The sequence below is a fragment of the Stenotrophomonas sp. AC248 genome (genome assembly GCF_979258185.1).
Window position 1 is genome coordinate 1,033,065 of record NZ_OZ409840.1, and the last position, 18,982, is coordinate 1,052,046.

At 67.8% G+C, this 18,982-nt stretch carries 24 protein-coding genes; 3 read left to right on the plus strand and 21 right to left on the minus strand.

The window, feature by feature from the left end; genetic code table 11:
* Positions 1 to 23: 23 nt before the first annotated feature.
* The 17 genes from ACZ0AE_RS04760 to ACZ0AE_RS04840 all read right to left on the minus strand — a co-directional run bounded on the left by ACZ0AE_RS04760 (position 24) and on the right by ACZ0AE_RS04840 (position 13,871).
* Positions 24 to 473 carry an REP-associated tyrosine transposase gene (locus ACZ0AE_RS04760; protein ID WP_463602058.1) on the minus strand — a complete coding sequence of 150 codons (450 nt, stop codon included), beginning with the start codon at positions 471 to 473 and terminating at the stop codon, positions 24 to 26.
* A 330-nt stretch (positions 474 to 803) separates the two neighbouring features.
* Positions 804 to 1,565, minus strand: a complete 762-nt coding sequence (locus ACZ0AE_RS04765; RefSeq protein ID WP_463602059.1) for a carboxylesterase family protein — start codon at positions 1,563 to 1,565, stop codon at positions 804 to 806.
* Between the two features lie 100 nt (positions 1,566 to 1,665).
* Entirely contained in the window at positions 1,666 to 1,932 is a 267-nt protein-coding gene (locus ACZ0AE_RS04770; RefSeq protein ID WP_038689991.1) for a hypothetical protein, read from the minus strand.
* Between the two features lie 13 nt (positions 1,933 to 1,945).
* On the minus strand, positions 1,946 to 3,307 hold the full coding sequence (gene mgtE, locus ACZ0AE_RS04775) for a magnesium transporter (RefSeq protein WP_038689989.1): 1,362 nt from the start codon (positions 3,305 to 3,307) through the stop codon (positions 1,946 to 1,948).
* A 218-nt stretch (positions 3,308 to 3,525) separates the two neighbouring features.
* Positions 3,526 to 5,295, minus strand: a complete 1,770-nt coding sequence (ptsP, locus tag ACZ0AE_RS04780; protein WP_244880132.1) for a phosphoenolpyruvate--protein phosphotransferase — start codon at positions 5,293 to 5,295, stop codon at positions 3,526 to 3,528.
* A 2-nt stretch (positions 5,296 to 5,297) separates the two neighbouring features.
* The gene (locus ACZ0AE_RS04785) at positions 5,298 to 5,567 is read right to left on the minus strand and encodes an HPr family phosphocarrier protein (RefSeq protein WP_038689987.1); all 270 of its coding nucleotides are present in this window, start codon (positions 5,565 to 5,567) and stop codon (positions 5,298 to 5,300) included.
* Positions 5,560 to 5,952 (minus strand): PTS sugar transporter subunit IIA, encoded by a 393-nt coding sequence (locus ACZ0AE_RS04790; protein ID WP_038689985.1) that lies wholly within the window; start codon positions 5,950 to 5,952, stop codon positions 5,560 to 5,562. The genes ACZ0AE_RS04785 and ACZ0AE_RS04790 overlap by 8 nt, the downstream gene beginning before the upstream one ends.
* 193 nt (positions 5,953 to 6,145) lie before the next feature.
* A complete protein-coding gene (rapZ, locus tag ACZ0AE_RS04795) occupies positions 6,146 to 7,036 on the minus strand; it encodes an RNase adapter RapZ (protein WP_038689983.1) in 891 nt (296 codons plus the stop codon).
* The gene (gene hprK / locus ACZ0AE_RS04800; protein WP_038689981.1) at positions 7,033 to 7,983 is read right to left on the minus strand and encodes an HPr(Ser) kinase/phosphatase; all 951 of its coding nucleotides are present in this window, start codon (positions 7,981 to 7,983) and stop codon (positions 7,033 to 7,035) included. Before hprK ends, rapZ begins: the two co-directional genes overlap by 4 nt.
* A complete protein-coding gene (locus tag ACZ0AE_RS04805; protein ID WP_038689979.1) occupies positions 7,980 to 8,432 on the minus strand; it encodes a PTS sugar transporter subunit IIA in 453 nt (150 codons plus the stop codon). Before ACZ0AE_RS04805 ends, hprK begins: the two co-directional genes overlap by 4 nt.
* Positions 8,433 to 8,453: 21 nt before the next feature.
* Positions 8,454 to 8,771, minus strand: coding sequence for a ribosome hibernation-promoting factor, HPF/YfiA family (hpf, locus tag ACZ0AE_RS04810; protein WP_038689977.1), 318 nt, complete (start codon positions 8,769 to 8,771; stop codon positions 8,454 to 8,456).
* A gap of 55 nt (positions 8,772 to 8,826) precedes the next feature.
* Positions 8,827 to 10,266 carry an RNA polymerase factor sigma-54 gene (locus tag ACZ0AE_RS04815; protein WP_447592308.1) on the minus strand — a complete coding sequence of 480 codons (1,440 nt, stop codon included), beginning with the start codon at positions 10,264 to 10,266 and terminating at the stop codon, positions 8,827 to 8,829.
* Between the two features lie 41 nt (positions 10,267 to 10,307).
* Positions 10,308 to 11,027 (minus strand): LPS export ABC transporter ATP-binding protein, encoded by a 720-nt coding sequence (lptB, locus tag ACZ0AE_RS04820; RefSeq protein ID WP_463600495.1) that lies wholly within the window; start codon positions 11,025 to 11,027, stop codon positions 10,308 to 10,310.
* Positions 11,027 to 11,578, minus strand: coding sequence for a lipopolysaccharide transport periplasmic protein LptA (gene lptA, locus ACZ0AE_RS04825; RefSeq protein WP_463600496.1), 552 nt, complete (start codon positions 11,576 to 11,578; stop codon positions 11,027 to 11,029). The genes lptB and lptA overlap by 1 nt, the downstream gene beginning before the upstream one ends.
* A gap of 140 nt (positions 11,579 to 11,718) precedes the next feature.
* Positions 11,719 to 12,279 carry an LPS export ABC transporter periplasmic protein LptC gene (gene lptC, locus ACZ0AE_RS04830; protein WP_038689969.1) on the minus strand — a complete coding sequence of 187 codons (561 nt, stop codon included), beginning with the start codon at positions 12,277 to 12,279 and terminating at the stop codon, positions 11,719 to 11,721.
* A complete protein-coding gene (locus ACZ0AE_RS04835; RefSeq protein WP_038689968.1) occupies positions 12,276 to 12,824 on the minus strand; it encodes a KdsC family phosphatase in 549 nt (182 codons plus the stop codon). Before ACZ0AE_RS04835 ends, lptC begins: the two co-directional genes overlap by 4 nt.
* A 45-nt stretch (positions 12,825 to 12,869) precedes the next feature.
* A complete protein-coding gene (locus ACZ0AE_RS04840) occupies positions 12,870 to 13,871 on the minus strand; it encodes a KpsF/GutQ family sugar-phosphate isomerase (protein WP_463600497.1) in 1,002 nt (333 codons plus the stop codon).
* Positions 13,872 to 13,924: 53 nt separating this feature from the next.
* On the opposite strand from ACZ0AE_RS04840, the gene ACZ0AE_RS04845 reads away from it, so the two are divergent.
* The 3 genes from ACZ0AE_RS04845 (at position 13,925) to ACZ0AE_RS04855 (ending at position 15,836) form a co-directional block, all read left to right on the plus strand.
* On the plus strand, positions 13,925 to 14,155 hold the full coding sequence (locus tag ACZ0AE_RS04845; RefSeq protein WP_313246431.1) for a BolA family protein: 231 nt from the start codon (positions 13,925 to 13,927) through the stop codon (positions 14,153 to 14,155).
* A gap of 95 nt (positions 14,156 to 14,250) precedes the next feature.
* Positions 14,251 to 15,528 (plus strand): UDP-N-acetylglucosamine 1-carboxyvinyltransferase, encoded by a 1,278-nt coding sequence (murA, locus tag ACZ0AE_RS04850; protein ID WP_038689962.1) that lies wholly within the window; start codon positions 14,251 to 14,253, stop codon positions 15,526 to 15,528.
* Positions 15,525 to 15,836 carry a hypothetical protein gene (locus ACZ0AE_RS04855; RefSeq protein ID WP_038689960.1) on the plus strand — a complete coding sequence of 104 codons (312 nt, stop codon included), beginning with the start codon at positions 15,525 to 15,527 and terminating at the stop codon, positions 15,834 to 15,836. Before murA ends, ACZ0AE_RS04855 begins: the two co-directional genes overlap by 4 nt.
* 287 nt (positions 15,837 to 16,123) lie before the next feature.
* Here the strand turns inward: ACZ0AE_RS04855 and ACZ0AE_RS04860 are convergent, their stop codons facing one another.
* From ACZ0AE_RS04860 to ACZ0AE_RS04875, 4 genes are all read right to left on the minus strand, one after another.
* A complete protein-coding gene (locus ACZ0AE_RS04860; RefSeq protein ID WP_038689958.1) occupies positions 16,124 to 16,807 on the minus strand; it encodes a DUF3108 domain-containing protein in 684 nt (227 codons plus the stop codon).
* A 3-nt stretch (positions 16,808 to 16,810) separates the two neighbouring features.
* Complete coding sequence (locus ACZ0AE_RS04865) at positions 16,811 to 17,605, minus strand: DUF3108 domain-containing protein (protein ID WP_038689956.1); 795 nt, start codon at positions 17,603 to 17,605, stop codon at positions 16,811 to 16,813.
* Between the two features lie 67 nt (positions 17,606 to 17,672).
* Positions 17,673 to 18,332: a phosphoribosylglycinamide formyltransferase gene (gene purN, locus ACZ0AE_RS04870; RefSeq protein WP_463600498.1), complete on the minus strand. Its 660-nt coding sequence runs from the start codon at positions 18,330 to 18,332 to the stop codon at positions 17,673 to 17,675.
* Entirely contained in the window at positions 18,329 to 18,970 is a 642-nt protein-coding gene (locus ACZ0AE_RS04875) for a DUF2238 domain-containing protein (protein ID WP_463600499.1), read from the minus strand. The genes purN and ACZ0AE_RS04875 overlap by 4 nt, the downstream gene beginning before the upstream one ends.
* Between the last annotated feature and the right edge of the window lie 12 nt (positions 18,971 to 18,982).

Consider the following 18,982-nt stretch of genomic DNA (forward strand, 5'->3'; position numbering starts at 1 on the left):
GAGGAGCCGGCCAGCGGCCGGCACTACCCGGTCCATAGGCTCCAGGCGTACGGGTAGTCCTCGATCTGCTCAGTCAGGCCTGCCCGGACCGGATTGCCCAGGATGTACATGGCATGGCGATGCAGCGAATCGTCCGACCGTACGGCGTGATCGTGATAGCCAGCCTGCCACAGCGCGCCACCGCGACCGAGCGCTCGGTTGATGGCCAGGGCACTCGATGATTTGAAACGGCGCGCGATACCTTCCAGCGGCTGGGTCCCGAGTTCCACCAGCCAATGCACGTGATCGGGCATCACCACCCAGGCCAGTGACCGGGCGTAACCACGTTGGTCGATGTCGCGCAGGTGATGCATGGCGATGGCGGCCATGCCGGGATCATCAAACCAGCGGTGCCGGTTGTGGCACACCATCGTCAGGGTGTACGTCTGCCCGGGAAGCGAACAACGGCCGATGCGCAGTCGGGAAGAGCTCATGGGGCATCGTGATTCATCGCCCAGCGCAAGGGTGTCAGGCAAGCGCGCACGCGCCCGTGGTGCAACACCGCGGCAATGCAGGCCGCCGGCCGCAAACGGGTAGTGCCGGCCGCTGGCCGGCTCTGCATGAATCCAGCGGTATCGAGGAGCCGGCCAGCGGCCGGCACTACCGGGTTGGATTGCGAGGAGCCGGCCAGCGGCCGGCACTACCCGGTTGGATTGCGAGGAGCCGGCCAGCGGCCGGCACTACCCGGTTGGATTGTGAGGAGCCGGCCAGCGGCCGGCACTACCCGGTTGCGGGATCCAGGAACCCGGTATGCGGCGTTACGTTTACCGCTTCTGCGCCCACAACCACGCCCACATCGCGTCATCGGCATACGTGGCATCCCAGGCGTTGTGGTTGCCATCCGGGTACTCGGTGTAGCGCACGTCCTTGGCCCCGGCCTGCTCGAAGGCCGCCTTCAGCCGGCGGTCGTCTTCCGGCGGCACCACGTCGTCGCGTGCGCCATGGAACATCCAGATCGGGGTGTGTTTCAGGCGCTGGGCGATGGCCGCGTACGGGTCGGCTTCATGCGCCACGTCTTCCACGAACAGGGTCGGGCGCACCGCACGCGGGGCCAGTACCGCGCCGCACACCGGCACGATGGCGGCGAAGCGCTGCGGGCTGTCCAGCGCGATGTTCCAGCTGCCGTAGCCGCCCATCGACATGCCGGTGAGGTACTGGCGCTGCGGGTCGGCGTTGAACTCGGCCACGGTGGCATCCAGCGCGGCCAGCGCGACGCGGTTGTTGTCACCCGACCATTCGCCGTCGTCCGGCGCCTGGGGCAGCACCACCAGCGCGGGGAACGTATCGGCATGGCGGCGCAGGTACGGGCCCAGTCCGGCCTCGGTCTGGGCCTGGTTGTCGTTGCCGCGTTCGCCCGAACCGTGCAGGAACAATACAACCGGCAGGCGATCGGCCTGTGCCCGTGCGCTGCGAGGCACGAAGACCTGGTAATACGCGGTACGTCCGTCAACCTTCACCGCGCGGGCTTCAAACCGGCCCACCTCCTCGCGGGTGGGCGCACACCCGGCCAGCGTCACCATCGCCATTGCCCACAGCAGCCACCCGGTGCGTCGTGCCATTGTCCATCCTCGACTGAAAGCGTTTTCAGTCTAGGCGCCCTGGCGCGCCGGGGCATCGTGCAGTGCATCAGTCCGGGCGCGGCGCGGCGGCCAGGATCTCCATCTGCTCGATCGCCTCGGGATGCCCGTCGGCGGCGGCCGCCTGCACCTGGGCCAGGGTGGGGTGGACCACCAGCAGGATCGGGTTTTCGCACTGCGGGCAGTCGAACTGCGCTTCGTCTTCGTGCAGTTCCATCGGCATCTGGCGCGCGCTGCCCTGCCATTCGCAGGCGGCGCAGGTATACGTCGCGTCGCGCCAGCCGGGGACGAAGTAGTTGTCGAGGGTCACGGCCATGCGGGGTCCAGGGTCAGTGCAGCAGGATCAGGGTGGCCAGCCCAAGGAAGCTGAAGAAGCCCATCACGTCGGTGACCGCGGTCACCACCACGGTGCCGGCCACGGCCGGATCGACGTTCATGCGCTTGAGCATCAGCGGCAGCAGCACGCCGGCCAGCGCAGCGGCGCAGAAGTTGATGATCAACGCCAGGGTGATGACCAGCGACAGCAGGAAACTGTGGAACCACAGGAAGGCGATGATGCCCACCACCGTGCCGATCAGCGTGCCGTTGATCAGCGCCACGCGCGATTCCTTCCACAGCAGGATGCGTGCATTGCTCGGACCCACCTGGCCCAGCGCGATGCCGCGCACCATGAGGGTCAGCACCTGCACGGCGGCATTGCCGCCGACGCCGGCCACGATCGGCATCAGCACCGCCAGCGCCACCACCTTCTGCAGGGTCAGCTCGAACTGTCCGATCACGCTGGCGGCCAGGAACGCGGTGCACAGGTTGATGCCCAGCCAGACCACGCGGCCGCGCACGGCGCGCTTGATCGGCGAGAACAGGTCTTCCTCTTCGTCCAGACCGGCGGCGCCCAACGCCTGGTGCTCGGCCTGCGAACGGATGATGTCGACCACGTCATCGATGGTGATGCGGCCGAGCAGGATGTTGTTGTCGTCCACCACCGGCGCGGACACCCAGTCATGATCGGAGAACTGCCGGGCCACTTCCTCGGCGCCCTCGCCGACGTCGATGGCCGGCTGCTCGTCGTCGATCAGCCGGTTGATCGGGGTGTTGTCTTCGTGGGTGACCAGCGCGGCCAGCGACAGCCGGCCCAGGTACTGGTGGCGACGGCTGACCACGAACAGGTGATCGGTGTGGTCGGGCAGTTCGCCGCGCAGGCGCAGGTAGCGCAGCACCACGTCCACATTGACGTCGGCGCGCACGGTCACCACGTCCGGGTTCATCAGGCGGCCGGCGCTGTCCTCGGGGTAGGACAGCACCTGCTCGAGCCGCTCGCGGTTCTCGCGGTCCATCGACTTGAGCACTTCGTCGATGACCGTGTCGGGCAGGTCTTCGACCAGGTCGGCCAGGTCATCGATGTCCAGGTCTTCGACCGCGGCGATGATTTCGTCCGGGTCCATGTCGGCCAGCAGGCTTTCGCGCACTTCTTCGCCGACGTGGACCAGCACCTCGCCATCGTCTTCCGGGTCGACCAGGCCCCACACCACTTCGCGCTTGCCCGGCGGCAGCGATTCCAGCAGGTTGCCGATCTCGGCCGGCGCCAGCGTGTTGACCAGCCGGCGCACCGGACCCAGTCGCCCGCTGTCCAGTGCATCGGACAACAGCCGCAGCTGGCGTGCCGTCTTGTCGTGGCGTACGGCTTCGGCCATGGGCAGCTCCTGCGGGAAAAGAAAAGGCCGCGATCCGGACAGGATGCGGCATGCGGGGTGGTCAGCGCGTCATTATCGCGTGCTTGTGTGTCAATCGGGTAGGCCGCCGACGGCGATGCGCGTGGGACGCGCGCATTCAACGACGGTAGTGCCGGCCGCTGGCCGGCAACCACGCATGCCGATCCGAAGGTTCATGCGGAGCCGGCCAGCGGCCGGCACTACCGGGCTTTTTCGATCCAGCGTTCAATGCCGCGGCGGTCGCGCGCCTGCATCAGCTTCGGCGCCATCGCCTGCAGCACGGACAGGTCGCTGTCGCGGATCGCGCGGCGCACTTCCAGCAGCGTGCCCGGGTGCAGGCTGAACTCGGTGAGGCCCAGGGCCAGCAGCAGCGGGGTCATGCGCGGGTCGCCGGCGATCTCGCCGCACACCGCCACCGGGATGTCGTAGGCCTGGCCGGTGCGCAGGATATGCGCCAGCAGGCGCACCACCGCCGGATGCAACGGCGAGTACAGCTCGGTCACCGCTTCGTTGTTGCGATCGGCCGCCAGCAGGTACTGCACCAGGTCGTTGGTGCCGATCGACAGGAAGTCGACCAGGTCGATGAAGCTCTCCAGCGCGATCGCCGCGGCGGGCACTTCGATCATCGCGCCGAAGGGAATGTGCTCGGCCACCTCATGGCCTTCGGCGCGCAGCAGCTCGGCCTGCTTGGCCAGGCGCCGGCGCACCGCAAGGATTTCCTCGCGGGTGCTGACCATCGGGATCAGGATGCGCAGCTTGCCGTAGGCCGAGGCACGCAGGATCGCGCGCAACTGCGTGTCAGCCACTTTGGGCCGGGCCAGCGACAGGCGGACGCCACGCAGGCCCAGCGCCGGGTTTTCCTCGTTGCTCAGGGTCAGCCCGGTGCGGTCGGCCTTGTCCGCGCCCAGGTCCAGGGTGCGGATGGTCACCGGCCGCCCGCTCATGCCGAGGGCGGCATCGCGGTAGGTTTCAAACTGTTCCTGCTCATCGGGCAGCTCGTTGCGCTGCAGGAACAGGAATTCGGTGCGGTACAGACCCAGCCCGTGTGCGCCCAGTGCATGGGCCTGGGTGACGTCTTCGCTGGATTCGGCGTTGGCCAGCAGCGCGATGTCGACGTTGTCGCGGGTGCGGGTCGGCTTGGTGCGCAGGCGGCCGAGTTCGCGCTGTTCGCGCGCGTGCTCGCGCAGGCGCACGCGGTAGTCGCGCAGGTCCGGGGCCTGCGGGTTGATGGTGACCGTGCCGTCGCTGCCATCCATGATCAGCACGTCGCCGTCGGCGACCTTCTGCAGCACGTTGGGGACGTTGACGATCAGCGGCAGGTGCAGGCTGCGGGCCAGGATCGCGCTGTGCGACAGCGCACTGCCGCCGGCGGTGACGATGCCGACCACACCGTGCGCCTGCAGCTGGGCCAGCTCGGACGGGGCGATGTTGTCGCAGACCAGTATTTCGCCGGCCATGCCTTTGACGTCCGGCGGGCGCTTCTGCAGGAAGGCATGGATGCGGCCGATCACATGGTCCAGGTCGTCCATGCGGCTCTTCAGGTAGGCATCGTCCATGCCGTCGAAGACCTTGGCCAGGCGGTCGCGCTGCACCCGCAGCGCATACCCGGCGCTGTAGGGGCCGCTGCGGATCAGCTCATCCAGCCCGAACAGCAGCTCCGGGTCGTCCAGCAGCAGTGCGTGCAGGTCGAGGAATTCGCCGACTTCCTTGTTCAGGGCACCCTGCAGTCGCTGGCGCAGGTCGTGCATTTCCGCACGCGCCGCGTCCACGGCCTGGTGCAGGCGCTGCAGTTCGGCCTCCACCTTGGCCGGGGGGATGCGCTGCTCGGCCACTTCCAGCGCGTGCGGCAGCCTCACCCGGGCGCGGCCGAGCGCATTGCCACGCGAGGCACCGTGCCCGGTCAACAGCAGCGCGCCGGACGCCGTCCGGCTGGCGGCGGTCGATCCCGGTCGCGACGGCTGCCCCGGCATGGTCAGTTGTCCTCGTCGAAGCGCCGCTCGAACAGGCCCACCACCGCGTCCATCGCGGCGGCTTCGTCTTCGCCGTCGATGCGCACGGTGACCGGGGTGCCCTGGCCGGCGGCCAGCAGCATGACGCCCATGATGCTCTTGGCGTTGATCTCACGGCCCTTGGCGGCCATGGTCACGTTGCAGCGGAAAGGGGCCAGCTCCTGCACCAGCTTTGCAGTGGCGCGGGCGTGCAGGCCCAGGCGGTTGGATACGGTGAGTTCACGTTCAAGCATCGTCGACAATCGCTCCATTGCGAGTGCCTGCCGCGGCAGTGGCAGGCAGTTGATCCAGTCCCTGTTCCGGATAATTCATCACCCGCAACAACATCGGCAGGCTAAGCGCCGAAACCCGGCGAGCCGGGGTGCCCAGACGAGCCAGTTGCCCGGCCAGATTGCTGGGGCTGGCGCCGTACAGGTCGGTCAGGATCAGCACGCCCTGGCCACTGTCCACCCGGCGCAAGGCGGCCGAGGCGAGTGGGAGCAGGACGTCCAGGTCTGCGTCGAACGGTACTTCGAAAGCTTCGGTCTTCAGCGGCAGGTGCCGCAGCAGCCGGGTCGCCACATCCAACAGGGACGTGCCGACGCCGGGGTGTGTTACGAGGAGAATGCCACAGGTCATCCCCGAACGTTAACAGGTCAACATGAATTGGGGGTAGGGGTAGCCCGCATGCGGGCTACCCCGGGTAGCGCCCGATCGTCGGTCGGGTGACATTTCAAAGTGCTCCAGTGGCCGCAAAAAAAGCGCTTCCGCGCGCACAGCCCCCAATCCAACGACATTTCTGTGTTCCAAATCGGGTGCCCCAGGCACGCCGTCAATCCAGTTCCCGGTGGAAGGTGGCCACTTCCGGCCAGCCCTGCTCACGGGCGTGGCGGGCCATGCGTTCGGCCAGGTACACCGAGCGGTGCTTGCCGCCGGTGCAGCCGAAGGCCACGGTGACATAGCTGCGGGTGTCGTTGCCCAGCCGCGGCAGCCAGGTATCCAGGAAGTCGATCAGCTGGCCGGCATAGCGCTGCACGTCGGGCTGGGCGTCCAGGTACTCGCGCACGGGGCGCTCGCGCCCGGACATCGGGCGCAGTTCGGGGTCCCAATGCGGGTTGGGCAGCACCCGGGCGTCGAACACGAAGTCGGCTTCGGCCGGCACGCCGCGCTTGTAGGCGAACGATTCAAACAGCAGCGACAGCTTGCTGCCATGGTTCAGCGCGAACTCGGTGACCACCTTGCGGCGCAACTGGTGCACGTTGAGGGTGGTGGTGTCGATCACCGCGTCGGCGGCGCGCCGCAGCGGGGCGGTCAGTTCACGCTCGCGCGCGATCGCTTCGGGCAGCGACAGGCCCAGCTGGCTGAGCGGGTGGCGGCGACGGGTGTCGGCGTAGCGCTTGAGCAGGGTTTCGTCGGTGGCATCGAAGAACAGCAGCTGCGCGTCCAGGCCGGCCGCCAGCGCATCTTCGCGCCAGTGCGAGAGCTGGCTCAGGTCGCTCTGCCCGCGCACGTCGATGCCCACGGCCAGGCGGCGCGGTGCATCGGCATCATGGCCGGCCAGCAGGCTGCGCACGAAGTCCGGCAGCAGGTTGATCGGCAGGTTGTCCGAGCAGTAGTAATCGAGGTCTTCGAAGGTTTTCAATGCGACCGTCTTGCCGGAACCAGACAGCCCACTGACGATGATCAGGGTGGCGGCGGTCGGGGCGGAGGCGGGGGTGTTCATGGCGTTCGGCGTTCCAACAGGTTGCTGTGGCGGGCGATGAACATCGCCGCAGGATCGATGCCCTTGGTGCGCAGGATGTGCAGCCGGGTGGCGGCTTCGGTCAGCACCGACAGGTTGCGCCCGGGCATCACCGGCAGGGTGATCAGCGGCACGTCCAGGTCCAGCACGTGGCGGGTGCCGGAATCGCCGGTCAGGCGCTCGTAACCATGCGGGGTGGGCTCGGTCATGGGCTTGGTCAGGTGCACGATGAGCCGAAGGTACTTGTTCTTCTTTACAGCGGTGTCACCGAACATCTCGCGCACGTTGAGCACGCCCAGGCCGCGCACTTCCAGCAGGTCCTGCAGCAGTTCCGGGCAGGTGCCGTCGAGCACGTCCGGGGCGATCTGGGTGAATTCCGGGGCGTCGTCGGCCACCAGCCGGTGCCCGCGGCTGAGCAGCTCCAGGGCCAGTTCGCTCTTGCCCGAGCCGGCTTCGCCGGTGATCAGCACGCCAATGGAGTAGATCTCCATGAACACGCCATGCAGGATCACCCGCGGCGCCAGCGTGCGCGCCAGGTGGTAGGACAGGTGGTTGAGCAGTTCGTGGCCGCGCTTGGGCGAGATCCACAGCGGGGTCTGCGATTCGTCGGCGGCTGCGCGCAGGTCTTCCGGGCACGCCTGGTTGCGGGTGATCACCAGCGCCAGCGGGTGCGAATGCATGATCCGCTCGATGGTTTCCCAGCGCTGGCGCGAGTCCAGCGAGTCCAGCCAGGACAGCTCCTCGGTGCCCAGGATCTGCACCTTGTTGGGGTAGATCGCGTTGAGGTAGCCGGCCAGCGACGGCCGCCGCGAGACGGTGTTGCCCGCTTCCAGTTCGCGGCGCTCGCCCTGCTGCCCGGCCACCCAGCGCAGGGCCAGGCGGTCGCGCTGCTGTTCGAACAGCTCACGCGCGGTGATGCTGGTATTCATGCGGCACTCGCCGGCGGGGGAAATTCGATGACCTGGCGCAGTGCCTCGCCGTCGCGCGCTTCGCGCAGCGCCTGGCGGATGTCCGGCTCGGAAAACAACTCGGCCAGCTCTGACAGCAGCATCAGGTGTTGATGGGTGTAATGGGCCGGGACGGCAATGGCGAACACCAGGTCCACCGGTTCGTCGCCGCCGAATTCGACCGGGCGTTCCAGTCGCAGCAGGGCGCCGCGCGGGCGCTCCAGCAACGGCGCGCGACCGTGTGGAATGGCGATGCCGTGGCCGATCGCCGTGCTGCCCAGCTGCTCGCGCTGGCACAGGTTCTGGTAGATCAGGTCGGCATTGGCTTCGCGGCAGGCCAGCAGCCGGGCGGCGGCATGCAGGACGCTGTCGCGATCGGCGGCCGGCAACACTTGCGTGCGCACGGCCGCCAGGAGATCAGTCAAGGGCATGTCAGGGGAAGAACGAGGACGTCAGTCGTCATTGTCGCCCACTGGCAGCGGCGCGTGCTGCTGTTTTTTCTCCTTGTGCTTGATCACAAGGCGGTCCAGCTTGTCGGCCAGGATATCGATCGCGGCATACATGGTCTGACCGCCAGCCTCGGCGTGCAGGGTCTGGCCGGGGACGTTGGCACTGGCATCGACGTGGTGTTCGTTCTTGCGCAGCTCCAGGGTGACCCGCACCTCGCAGTGCTGGTCGAAGTGCTTGCCCAGGCGCTGCAGCTTGGTTTCCACGTACTCGTGCAGGGCCGGGGTGACTTCTACGTCTTTGCCAAACGTCTCGATGCGCATCGGGTTTCTCCTTTGTTCGGATGAGCCAATGAACCTTTCCGCCGGGCGCGGTGCGTCAGGCGATTCGTACCCGTTCGTGCGAGGCGGAAATGTTCATGGCCTCACGATACTTCGCCACGGTGCGCCGCGCTACCGGTATTCCCGAGGTCTTGAGCAGGTCAGCCAGCTTGGCGTCAGAAAGCGGCTTGCGCGGGTTCTCGTCGTCGATCAGGCGCCGGATCATGGCCTGGATGGCAGTGCTGGACGCTTCGCCGCCACTGTCGGTGTCGATGCCCGAGGCGAAGAAGCTGCGCAGTGCCAGGGTGCCGCGCGGGGTACGCACGTACTTGCGCGCGATCGCCCGGGAAATGGTCGATTCGTGCAGGCCCAGTTCGGCCGCCACCTCGCGCAGGGTGAGCGGGCGCAGCGCCTGTTCGCCGAACTCCAGGAACGCGGCCTGCTGCTGCAGCAGGCTGCGCATTACCCGCAGCAGGGTTTCCCCGCGTGCCTCCAGGCCCTTGAGCAGCCAGCGCGCTTCCTGAAGGTGCGCACGCAGGTAGCCGGCGTCGGCCTCGCCGCAACGGCGGATCATCTGTTCGTAGCCGCGGTGGATGACCACTTTCGGCCCGGCATGGCTGGCCAGCGCGGCGCGCCAGACCCCATTCTGGCGCCAGACCACGCAGTCGGGCACGACGTAGCTGTCATGGGCCAGCTCGCCGATCTGGGTGCCCGGGCGCGGGTCCAGCGTGCGCAGCAGCTGCACGGCCACCTCCACCTCGGCCACCGGTTCCCGCAGTTCGTGCGCCAGCCCGGCCACGCCGCTGCGCGGCAGCCGCTCCAGCGGGCCATCGGCGATGCGCCGCGCCAGGGCCAGGCCCGGGGTGTCCGGGCACAGCACGTCCAGCTGCAGCCGCAGGCATTCGCCCAGCGTGCGCGCGCCGACCCCGATCGGGTCGAAGCGCTGGATCTGGTGCAGCACCGTGAGGATCTCGGCGTCATTGGCATGAATGGCCGGCAGCAGGGTCTCGGCAATGGCCGACAGCGGCTCGCGCAGGTAGCCGTCGTCCTCGAACGCGTCGATGAGTGCGGCGCCGATGCTGCGATCGCGCGTGGACAGGTGCGACAGATGTAGCTGCCAGAGCAGGTGGTCGACCAGGCTGTCGGTGTCGGCCACGCGCTCGGCGGCGCTGCCGTTGTCGTCATCGTCGAACGAGCCGCCGCTGTTGCCGCTGCTCCAGTCGCCTTCCCCCGGGGCCCAGTCTTCACTGGCTGAGGCCTGGTGCTCGCCGTCGCCGTGGGTGTCGGTCGGGGTGGGCGGGCGCTCGTCGTCGCTGGGCGCCACCTCCAAGGCGGGCTCGGCGTTCTCGGCCCAGTCCAGCAGGGGGTTGGTTTCCACCGCCTCGGCGATTTCCAGCTCCAGCTCGGCGCTGGACATCTGCAACAGCTTGATCGCCTGACGCAGCTGCGGCGTCATGACCAGTTGTTGTCCCAGCGATGTCTGCAGCCGTGCTTTCATGCCTGTGCCGAACGAAGGGAAGGCGCCGCAGCGGCCGGGCGTCAGAGCTTGAAGGTGTCCCCAAGGTAGACGCGACGGACATCGGCGTTGGCCAGAATCGCCTCTGGTGCCCCCTGCGCCAGTACGCTGCCTTCGTTGAGGATATACGCGCGGTCGCAGATTCCCAAGGTTTCCCGCACATTGTGGTCGGTGATCAGCACCCCGATGCCGCGCTGCTTGAGGTGGGTGACGATGCGCTGGATCTCGCCGACCGAGATCGGGTCCACGCCGGCGAAGGGTTCATCGAGCAGGATCAGGCGCGGCCGGGCGGCCAGCGCGCGGGCGATTTCGCAGCGCCGGCGCTCACCGCCGGACAGGCTGGCGCCCAGCTGGTCGGCCACGTGGCCGATCTGCAGCTCGTCCAGCAGCGAATTCAGCTCGTCCTCGCGGCCGGCCTTGTCCAGGTCCTCGCGCAGCTCCAGCACCAGGCGGATGTTGTCGGCCACGGTCAGCTTTCGGAATACGGACGGTTCCTGCGGCAGGTAACCCACGCCCTGCTTGGCCCGGGTGTACATCGGGTCGCCGGTGATGTCCTTGCCGTCCAGCACGATGCTGCCGGCGTCGGTTTCGACCAGGCCGACGATCATGTAGAAGCAGGTGGTCTTGCCGGCACCGTTGGGGCCCAGCAGGCCCACCACTTCACCGGCTTCCAGGGTCAGACCGAAGTCCTTGACCACTTCGCGCTGCTTGTAGCGCTTGCGCAGGCCTTTGGCGACGAGCATTACTTCTTGCTCCCGGCAGTGGGGACAGTGGTCTTGGCGGCCGGGGTGGCCGCGGCGGGCGCCGCAGTCTTGTTCTTGGGCGGAATCACGGTGCGCACGCGGGTGCCGTCGCCGCCGCTGTTCATTTCGCCGGTGCGGGTGTTGTAGGTCATCTTCTGGCCGGCGTTGGTGCCGCGCGCGCTCTTGACGTGGTAGTTGCCGGTCATCACCAGCACCTCGGACTTGATGTCGTAGTCGATGCGGTCGGCGCTGGCGTCCATCCAGCTGCCGTCATCGAGCTGCTGCCTGAGCTTGGCCTGCTTGCCGGTGAACACCGCGCGTACCGCCTCGCCGTCCTTCATGTAGATCTCGGCATCGGACGAGCGCAGGTCCAGCGTGCCTTGGGTGATCACCACGCCCTGGGACAGGGTGGTCTTGCCATCGCCGACCAGGGTGCCCGACTGGGCGCCGGCGTCGATGGTCATGTCCTGGTTGCGGTCGGTGGACTTCGCGCTGGTGAAGGTGGGCACCAGAAGACTGATCGCGCAGAGGGCTGCAAATGGGATCTTCATGAAAGGGTCTGTCCTGCCGGAGAAGGGGCGTGGCCGGAAGCCACGGGGTAAGGGGGCATTGGCCAGGCACGGGCCTGGCCGGCGGGTGGGGCGATGCAGCGGCGCCGGTCCAGGAGGACGTCGCCTGCGGGTGCACCGGCTCAGCGTTGGGGCGTGTAGCGGCCCTTGGACTGGCTCAGGAAATGGTAGGTCTTGTTCTTGGAATCCAGCTCGAACCCCACGCCGGACTGGGTCATGCCCGGGCGGGTCATGGTCACCAGCGCATCGGTCTTGGCCCGGTTTTCCTTCGGGAACACGTCCAGGTGGTCGGTGCGGAAGGTGGTGGGCGGCACGTTGGCCACCTTGGGGCTGTCGCCACTGACGTTGCCGGCAAGCTTGAGCTGGTCGCCCTTGGCGCTGACCCAGCCAGTGTCGCTGCGCAGTTCCCAGTGGTTGCCGTCCTGGTCGGGCAGCAGGAACAGCGGGGTGGTGATGCTCATCGTTTCGTCGTTGCGCGACCGCTCCAGCAACGGCGCACGCAGGGTGGTGGATTCCTTGCCCTGCTCATCCAGCGCGATGATCTGGAAGTCGTGCAGCACGTAATCCTTGCTGCCGTCGTCGGTGGCCTGCGCGGCCGGCTTGTCGCGGTGGCGCAGCAGCGACCAGCCGCTGAGTACGGCAGCCACCAGCAGCAGACCGCCCAGAACGGTGCGCCAGTTCATGCGCCGAACCTCGCCAGTACCGCGTCCACGTGGCCCTGTGCGGCCAGCAGCACGTCGCACAGCTCGCGCGCCGCGCCACGGCCGCCATCGCTGCGGGTCTGCCAGTGCACGCGCTCGGCAATCCAGGGATGGGCATTGGCCGGTGCCACTGCCAGGCCTACCGCGCACAGCGGGGCCAGGTCGGGCAGGTCGTCGCCCATGAAGGCGACCTGGTCCAGCCCGATGCCGTGGGTAGCGCACAGCGCGCGTACGCTGGCCAGCTTGTCGCCCACCGCGATCTGGGTGTCGATGCCCAGGTCCGCGCCACGCTTCTGTGCCGACAGGCTGTTGCGCGCGGTGATCAACACCGGGTGGATGCCGTGTTGCTGCAGCAGTTTCAGGCCAAGTCCGTCCTGCACGTAATACGCCTTGCTCTCGTTGCCGTCACGGTCGTAGTAAAGCCGACCATCGGTGAGCGTGCCGTCCACGTCGAAACAGGCCAGCCGGATGCGGCCGGCAACGGCATGCAGGTGGGACGGGAAACCGGGCAACGGGGAATAGGGCATCGGCAGGGGGCAGGTCGTGGCTGAATGGAGGAAGGCAACTGTGGTTTAAACCACCCGCGCCCGCAACAGGTCATGAATGTTGAGCGCGCCGACCAGCTTTCCCTGGCCGTCCACCACCATCAGGCCGGTGATCTTGTGGGTCTCCATGAGCCGGGCGGCCTCGGCGGCCAACTGGTCGGCGCCGATGGTGCGCGGGTGGCGGGTCATCACCTCGGCGATCTTCGCGCTGCGCACGTCCAGCTCGGTGTCCAGCGCACGGCGCAGGTCGCCGTCGGTGAACAGGCCGATCAGGCGCTGGTCGGCGTCCACCACGGCGGTCATGCCCAGCCGCTTGCGGCTCATTTCCAGCAGCGCCTCGCTGAGGCTGGCGTCGGCGTCCACCTGCGGCAGCTCCTCGCCGCTGTGCATCACATCGGTGATGTGCAGCAGCAGGCGGCGGCCGAGGCTGCCGGCCGGGTGCGAGCGGGCGAAGTCGTCGGCGGTGAAGCCGCGTGCGTCCAGCAGGGCCACGGCCAGCGCATCGCCCATGGCCAGCGAGGCGGTGGTGCTGGAGGTGGGGGCCAGCGCCAGCGGGCAGGCCTCGGCGGGCACGCTGACGTCCAGGTGGACGTCGGCGGCCCGCGCCAGGCTGGACTGCGGGCGGCCGGTCATGGCGATCAGCCGGTTGCCCTGGCGCTTGAGCACCGGCAGCAGCATCAGCAGTTCGTCGGACTCGCCCGAGTAGGACAGGGCCAGCACCACGTCGTCTTCGGTGATCATGCCCAGGTCGCCGTGGCCGGCCTCACCGGGATGCACATAGAAGGCCGGGGTGCCGGTGGAGGCCAGGGTGGCGGCGATCTTGCGGGCCACGTGGCCGGACTTGCCCATGCCGGTGGCCACCACCCGGCCCTTACCGTGCAGGACCAGCTGGCAGGCCTGGCTGAACGCATCGCCAAGCCGGCCGGCCACGGCGGCCAGGGCGTCGGCCTCGATCTGGAACACGCGGCGGCCGCTGGCGACCAATGCCGCAGGGTCGGCCGGATGGGGGAGCAGGGGCGATACAGCCATGCGGGCGCCACGCGGAAGAGTAGAATGAGCGCTCATTTTATTAGGAAAGCCCGTTGGACGCCGAGACCATCCGCAATCTGATCGAAACCGGCCTGCCCGGCGCCCGCGCGGACGTGCAGGGCGACGATGGCGTTCACTTCGAGGCCACCGTGGTCTGCGACGCCTTTGCCGGCAAGCTGCCGCTGGCGCGCCACCGCATGGTCTATGCCACCCTGGGCGATCTGATGGGCGGGGCGATCCACGCGCTGGCGCTGAAGACGGTGACCCCGGCCGAAGCGGGTTAGTCCGCGGACCGATCAGATCAGCCGACCAATTAGATCAGCCGACCAATTAGATCAGCCGACCAACGGTCGGCTCTACCTCATTCAAAGTAGATTCCATGGCCAAGATTGTAGTGACCGGCGGCAAGCCGCTGCACGGTGAAGTGAACATTTCCGGCGCCAAGAACGCCGTCCTCCCCATCCTGTGCGCCACCCTGCTGGCCGACGCGCCGGTGGAAATCACCAACGTGCCGCACCTGCACGACGTGGTCACCACGGTGAAGCTGCTGGGCGAACTGGGGGCCAAGGTCACCATCGACCAGGGCACGCTGTCGCGCGGCAGCGCGATCGTGGTCGACCCGCGCCCGGTGAACCAGCACGTGGCCCCGTACGAGCTGGTGCGCACCATGCGCGCCTCGATCCTGGTGCTGGGCCCGCTGCTGGCCCGCTTCGGCGCGGCCGAAGTGTCGCTGCCCGGCGGCTGCGCCATCGGCTCGCGCCCGGTTGACCAGCACATCAAGGGCCTGCAGGCGCTGGGTGCGGAAATCACCGTCGAGAACGGCTTCATCAAGGCGCATGTCGCCACGCGCCTGAAGGGCGCGCACTTCACCTTCGACATGGTCAGCGTCACCGGCACCGAGAACGTGCTGATGGCCGCCGTGCTTGCCGAAGGCACCACCGTGCTGGACAACGCGGCGATGGAACCGGAAGTGACCGACCTGGCGCACTGCCTGATCGCACTGGGCGCGAAGATTGAAGGCCTGGGCACCGCCCGCCTGGTGATCGAAGGCGTGGAGAAGCTGTCCGGCGGGCGTCATGAAGTGCTGCCCGACCGCATCGAAACCGGCACCTTCCTGGTGGCCGCGGCGATGACCGGCGGCAAGGTCACGGTGAACCGCGCGCGTCCCAACACCATGGACGCGGTGCTGTCCAAGCTGGTGGAAGCCGGTGCGAAGATCGAGACCACCGAAGACAGCATCACCCTGGACATGGAAGGCAAGCGCCCGCGCGCGGTCAACCTGACCACCGCGCCGTACCCGGCGTTCCCGACCGACATGCAGGCGCAGTTCATGGCGCTCAACTGCGTGGCCGACGGCGTGGGCGTGATCAACGAAACGATCTTCGAAAACCGCTTCATGCACGTCAACGAACTGCTGCGCCTGGGTGCGGACATCCAGGTGGAAGGCCATACCGCGATCGTGCGCGGTGCCGAGCACCTGAGCGGTGCGCCGGTGATGGCCACCGACCTGCGCGCGTCGGCGTCGCTGATCCTGGCCGGTCTGATGGCCGACGGTGACACCACCATCGACCGCATCTACCACCTGGACCGTGGCTACGAGAACATCGAAGAGAAGCTGTCTTCGCTGGGCGCGACCATCCGGCGCGTGGCCGCATGATCCTGCGCGGCTCGTTCACCCGCCGCCGCAAGGCGCTGCTGGTGCTGATCCTGGTGGTGCTGGCGTGGCTGGGCTATGCCTGGTACGCCAACATCGCCATTACCCAGGGCATCGAGCAGCAGGACATGGACTGGAACGCCGACGGTACCGTCAGCCGCACCGAAGTGCTGCAGGCGTTCTATGCGGTGGGCGTGACCAACCAGCAGGAAGGCAACCGGCACTGCCGCACCTTCTACTGGCGCAGCAACGGCGAGCAGATCCGCGTGGACTGCAAGACGGTGTTCGGCGACGAGGCCAAGAAAGAATGAAAAAAAGCCCGCGCAAGCGGGCTTTTTTGTATCCGGCGGCATAGAGCAATGGCCACACGCCGCAATGGCGAAACGCCGCAATCGGTAGGTACCGACCGTTGGTCGGTACCCATGCAAGCAGCCGACCAACGGTCGGCTCTACCGCGGGAATGGCGGCATAGCGCAATGGCCACACGCTGCAATGGCGACGCGCCGCAGTGGTGGCGGCACGCCGCAATCGGTAGGAACGGACCGTTGGTCGGTACCCATGCAAGCAGCCGACCAACGGTCGGCTCTACCGCCCGCGCTTAATTCATCCCTTTGATCGTCAGGTCCAGCGCGTCCTTGCCGCCCTCACGCTGCAGCAGGCGGGCCGGTACCGGGAACTCCTTGACGATCCAGGCGATCAGTTCCTTGTTGCCGTCGGTGCGCGACACCTTGGTGGCGTCATACGACTTGCCGCCCACCGTGATCTTTTCCTGGCCGACCACCTTGTAGCTCATCGGCTTGATGCGGCCTTCGTCCACCATGCGGTAGTTCAGCGGCTTGCCGGCGGCCAGGTCGCGCGCGATCGCCAGGTTGATCAGCAGCGCGTCCATGTCACCAGTCTTCAGCGCCACCGGGCCACGGCGGTCGCCCTTGACGTCACCGGTCCAGGTGGCCTGGTTGCTGGACCAGTTGTAGGTGGCATCCACGTTGCGCTTCTTCACCAGCAGCACCGAACGGTCGTTGCTGCTGAGCGGGCGCAGGCGGCCGTTGGCTTCCTCGAACACGGTGCTCTGGCTGAGATCGGCCAGCTGGTTCTTCACGTTCAGGCTGTAGCGCCACTTGTTGCTGCCCTCGCTGGCCAGCGTCATCGTGCCGTTGGCCTGCATGCCCATGTAGCTGGCCAGGTAGTCAGCCTTGAACGGCTGCAGCGCCATGGCCGGCAGGCTGACCAGGGCCAGGGCACCAGCGGCGAGCCAGCTCAGGGGGCGGTTCATCAGGTTCATTGCTCAGACTCCTTGGTATTCGATCAGGCGAAGATCGATCCGATCTTCCCCATCTTCGCGTTGCAGGATGCGCACCGGCGTGGGAACACCGTTGGCGATCCAGAGGATGGTTTCGTCATTGCCGCCGTTGGTCCGGTGGACCCGCAGCGCGTTGTAGGACAGGTCGCCGACCTGCACGTTCTCGGTGTCGGCCGCCGCCTGGTAGTCGTGCTGGCGCACGCGGCCCACGTCGACATAGCGGTAGTGCATCTGGCTGCCGGGGCGGGCGTCGCGCATGATCGCCAGGTTGATCAGCAGCGCGCTCTGGTCGCCGGGCTGCAGCGGAATCGGCTGGGTGCGTTCCTTCTTCAGGTCGCCCAGCCATTGCGCGGTGCCGGCCTGCCAGTTGTAGGTGCCACTGACCTTCTTGCCCAGGAACAGGCCCTTGCGCACGGTGGCCTGGCTGATCGGTACGTAGACCTCGCCCTGCTTCTCGAACACGGTGCTCTGTTCCAGGTTCAGGCCCAGCACGCTGGCAAAGCCGCGCCGGCCCACGACCTGCATGTCCACCCGCCACTGCGCGCCGCCGGTGTGGGTCACCTTCATGGTGGCGTCGCCCGCATCCTTGCCCTTGTACAGGGCCTGGTAGGTGGCGGTGAACGGCTCCAGCGGCGGCGCTTCCCAGCTGATCGCCGGTACCGGCAACGGCGCGGCCGCCTGTTCCGGCGCGGCCGCAGGCGGTTCCTGTGCCTGTGCGATCGCCACGGTGCACAGCAGGGATGCAATCAGCAGCACTGGCTTGGACAGGGAGGTGTTCATGCGGGCACGGGAAAGGAGGAAGGGGGAGGATGCCAGCGTCCGGATCAGCAGCGCGTGTGCGCGCCGCTCACCTGTTCAGCTTACCGGCGGAATCTAGGCGCAAGGGGCTAAACAGGGGGTGACCGTCGACCACCAGCTCTCCGTGCCGTTCAGCCACGCGGCCCGACACCAGCCACTGCAGGCTGGCAATCAGCAGCGGGTGTTCCACCGCCAGCACCCGCTGGGCCAGTGTTTCGGGGGTGTCGCCGGCCAGTACCGGCACCCGCGCCTGCGCCAGCACGGTGCCGGCATCCAGTTCGGGCACCACGAAGTGCACGCTGGCGCCATGCGCGACGTCACCGGCTTCCAGTGCGCGGGCGTGCGTGTGCAGACCCTTGTACAGCGGCAGCAGCGACGGATGGATGTTGACCAGCCGGCCGTCGAAACGTTCGACGAAGGCCTGGCCCAGGATGCGCATGTAACCGGCGCAGACCACCCAGTCCGGGGCGAACCCGGCCAGTGCGTCGCCCAGTGCAGCATCGAAGGCGGCGCGGTCGGCGAAGGCCTTCGGCGAGCGCGCCCAGCGCTGTTCGGCAGCAACCTGCTGCAGGGCCGGCGCATCGGGTTTGTCCGACAGCACCGCCACGACCTGCGCATCGAGCTGGCCGGCCGCGATGGCCGCGGTGATCGCCTGCAGGTTGCTGCCGCGGCCGGACGCGAGCACCGCCAGGCGTGCCGGTGCGCTCATCGCTGCACGCTCCGCTGCGCCACCGGCCACACCAGCAGGCTGCCCAGCGTGGCCAGCAGCATGTCGGCGTGCGCGTCCCACATATCGCCCTGCTGGCCGTTGTAGGCCTCGGCCGCTTCGGGCGACAGCAGCAGCGCAATGCCCCATTCCAGCCATTCGTAGGCCAGGCTGGAACACATCACCACCATCACCGCCAGGGTGAAGGCCTGGCCGATGCGCAGCGCCGGCCACGCATGGCGCGCCAGTTGCAGCAGCGCCGGGGTGAAGCAGACGCCGTACAGGAAATGGATGAGCCGGTCGAAGTGGTTGCGCTGCCAGCCGAAGGCGGCGTTCGGCGACCAGTGCAGCGCCGCCTGCAGCCACGCGTCGTAGGGCACGTTGGAATACAGCCAGCGCGCGGCGATGCAGTGGATGGCGATGAAGCCGCAGATCGCGGCGAACGCGCCGCTGCCCAGCCCCCAGCGGCGGTCGACCCGCCACAGCGCCACCAGACCGATCACGGTCAGCGAGCTGTGCAGGGTCTGCTCAAGCGGCCACAGCGGTTGGATCCAGCTGGCCGCGAACACCCCCAACACGGCGGCAAGGGCGAGCTTCTTGGCCATCGAAAACGGACGGGCACTGCGGCCACGGTGGTTCATGCGCGTCAGCCG

Coding starts and splice junctions, on each gene's coding strand:
- ACZ0AE_RS04760 (WP_463602058.1), bottom strand. CDS start 473: ATGAGCTCTTCCCGACTGCGCATCGGCCGTTGTTCGCTTCCCGGGCAG.
- ACZ0AE_RS04765 (WP_463602059.1), bottom strand. CDS start 1,565: ATGGCGATGGTGACGCTGGCCGGGTGTGCGCCCACCCGCGAGGAGGTG.
- ACZ0AE_RS04770 (WP_038689991.1), bottom strand. CDS start 1,932: ATGGCCGTGACCCTCGACAACTACTTCGTCCCCGGCTGGCGCGACGCG.
- mgtE (WP_038689989.1), bottom strand. CDS start 3,307: ATGGCCGAAGCCGTACGCCACGACAAGACGGCACGCCAGCTGCGGCTG.
- ptsP (WP_244880132.1), bottom strand. CDS start 5,295: ATGCCGGGGCAGCCGTCGCGACCGGGATCGACCGCCGCCAGCCGGACG.
- ACZ0AE_RS04785 (WP_038689987.1), bottom strand. CDS start 5,567: ATGCTTGAACGTGAACTCACCGTATCCAACCGCCTGGGCCTGCACGCC.
- ACZ0AE_RS04790 (WP_038689985.1), bottom strand. CDS start 5,952: ATGACCTGTGGCATTCTCCTCGTAACACACCCCGGCGTCGGCACGTCC.
- rapZ (WP_038689983.1), bottom strand. CDS start 7,036: ATGAACACCCCCGCCTCCGCCCCGACCGCCGCCACCCTGATCATCGTC.
- hprK (WP_038689981.1), bottom strand. CDS start 7,983: ATGAATACCAGCATCACCGCGCGTGAGCTGTTCGAACAGCAGCGCGAC.
- ACZ0AE_RS04805 (WP_038689979.1), bottom strand. CDS start 8,432: ATGCCCTTGACTGATCTCCTGGCGGCCGTGCGCACGCAAGTGTTGCCG.
- hpf (WP_038689977.1), bottom strand. CDS start 8,771: ATGCGCATCGAGACGTTTGGCAAAGACGTAGAAGTCACCCCGGCCCTG.
- ACZ0AE_RS04815 (WP_447592308.1), bottom strand. CDS start 10,266: ATGAAAGCACGGCTGCAGACATCGCTGGGACAACAACTGGTCATGACG.
- lptB (WP_463600495.1), bottom strand. CDS start 11,027: ATGCTCGTCGCCAAAGGCCTGCGCAAGCGCTACAAGCAGCGCGAAGTG.
- lptA (WP_463600496.1), bottom strand. CDS start 11,578: ATGAAGATCCCATTTGCAGCCCTCTGCGCGATCAGTCTTCTGGTGCCC.
- lptC (WP_038689969.1), bottom strand. CDS start 12,279: ATGAACTGGCGCACCGTTCTGGGCGGTCTGCTGCTGGTGGCTGCCGTA.
- ACZ0AE_RS04835 (WP_038689968.1), bottom strand. CDS start 12,824: ATGCCCTATTCCCCGTTGCCCGGTTTCCCGTCCCACCTGCATGCCGTT.
- ACZ0AE_RS04840 (WP_463600497.1), bottom strand. CDS start 13,871: ATGGCTGTATCGCCCCTGCTCCCCCATCCGGCCGACCCTGCGGCATTG.
- murA (WP_038689962.1), top strand. CDS start 14,251: ATGGCCAAGATTGTAGTGACCGGCGGCAAGCCGCTGCACGGTGAAGTG.
- ACZ0AE_RS04855 (WP_038689960.1), top strand. CDS start 15,525: ATGATCCTGCGCGGCTCGTTCACCCGCCGCCGCAAGGCGCTGCTGGTG.
- ACZ0AE_RS04860 (WP_038689958.1), bottom strand. CDS start 16,807: ATGAACCTGATGAACCGCCCCCTGAGCTGGCTCGCCGCTGGTGCCCTG.
- ACZ0AE_RS04865 (WP_038689956.1), bottom strand. CDS start 17,605: ATGAACACCTCCCTGTCCAAGCCAGTGCTGCTGATTGCATCCCTGCTG.
- purN (WP_463600498.1), bottom strand. CDS start 18,332: ATGAGCGCACCGGCACGCCTGGCGGTGCTCGCGTCCGGCCGCGGCAGC.
- ACZ0AE_RS04875 (WP_463600499.1), bottom strand. CDS start 18,970: ATGAACCACCGTGGCCGCAGTGCCCGTCCGTTTTCGATGGCCAAGAAG.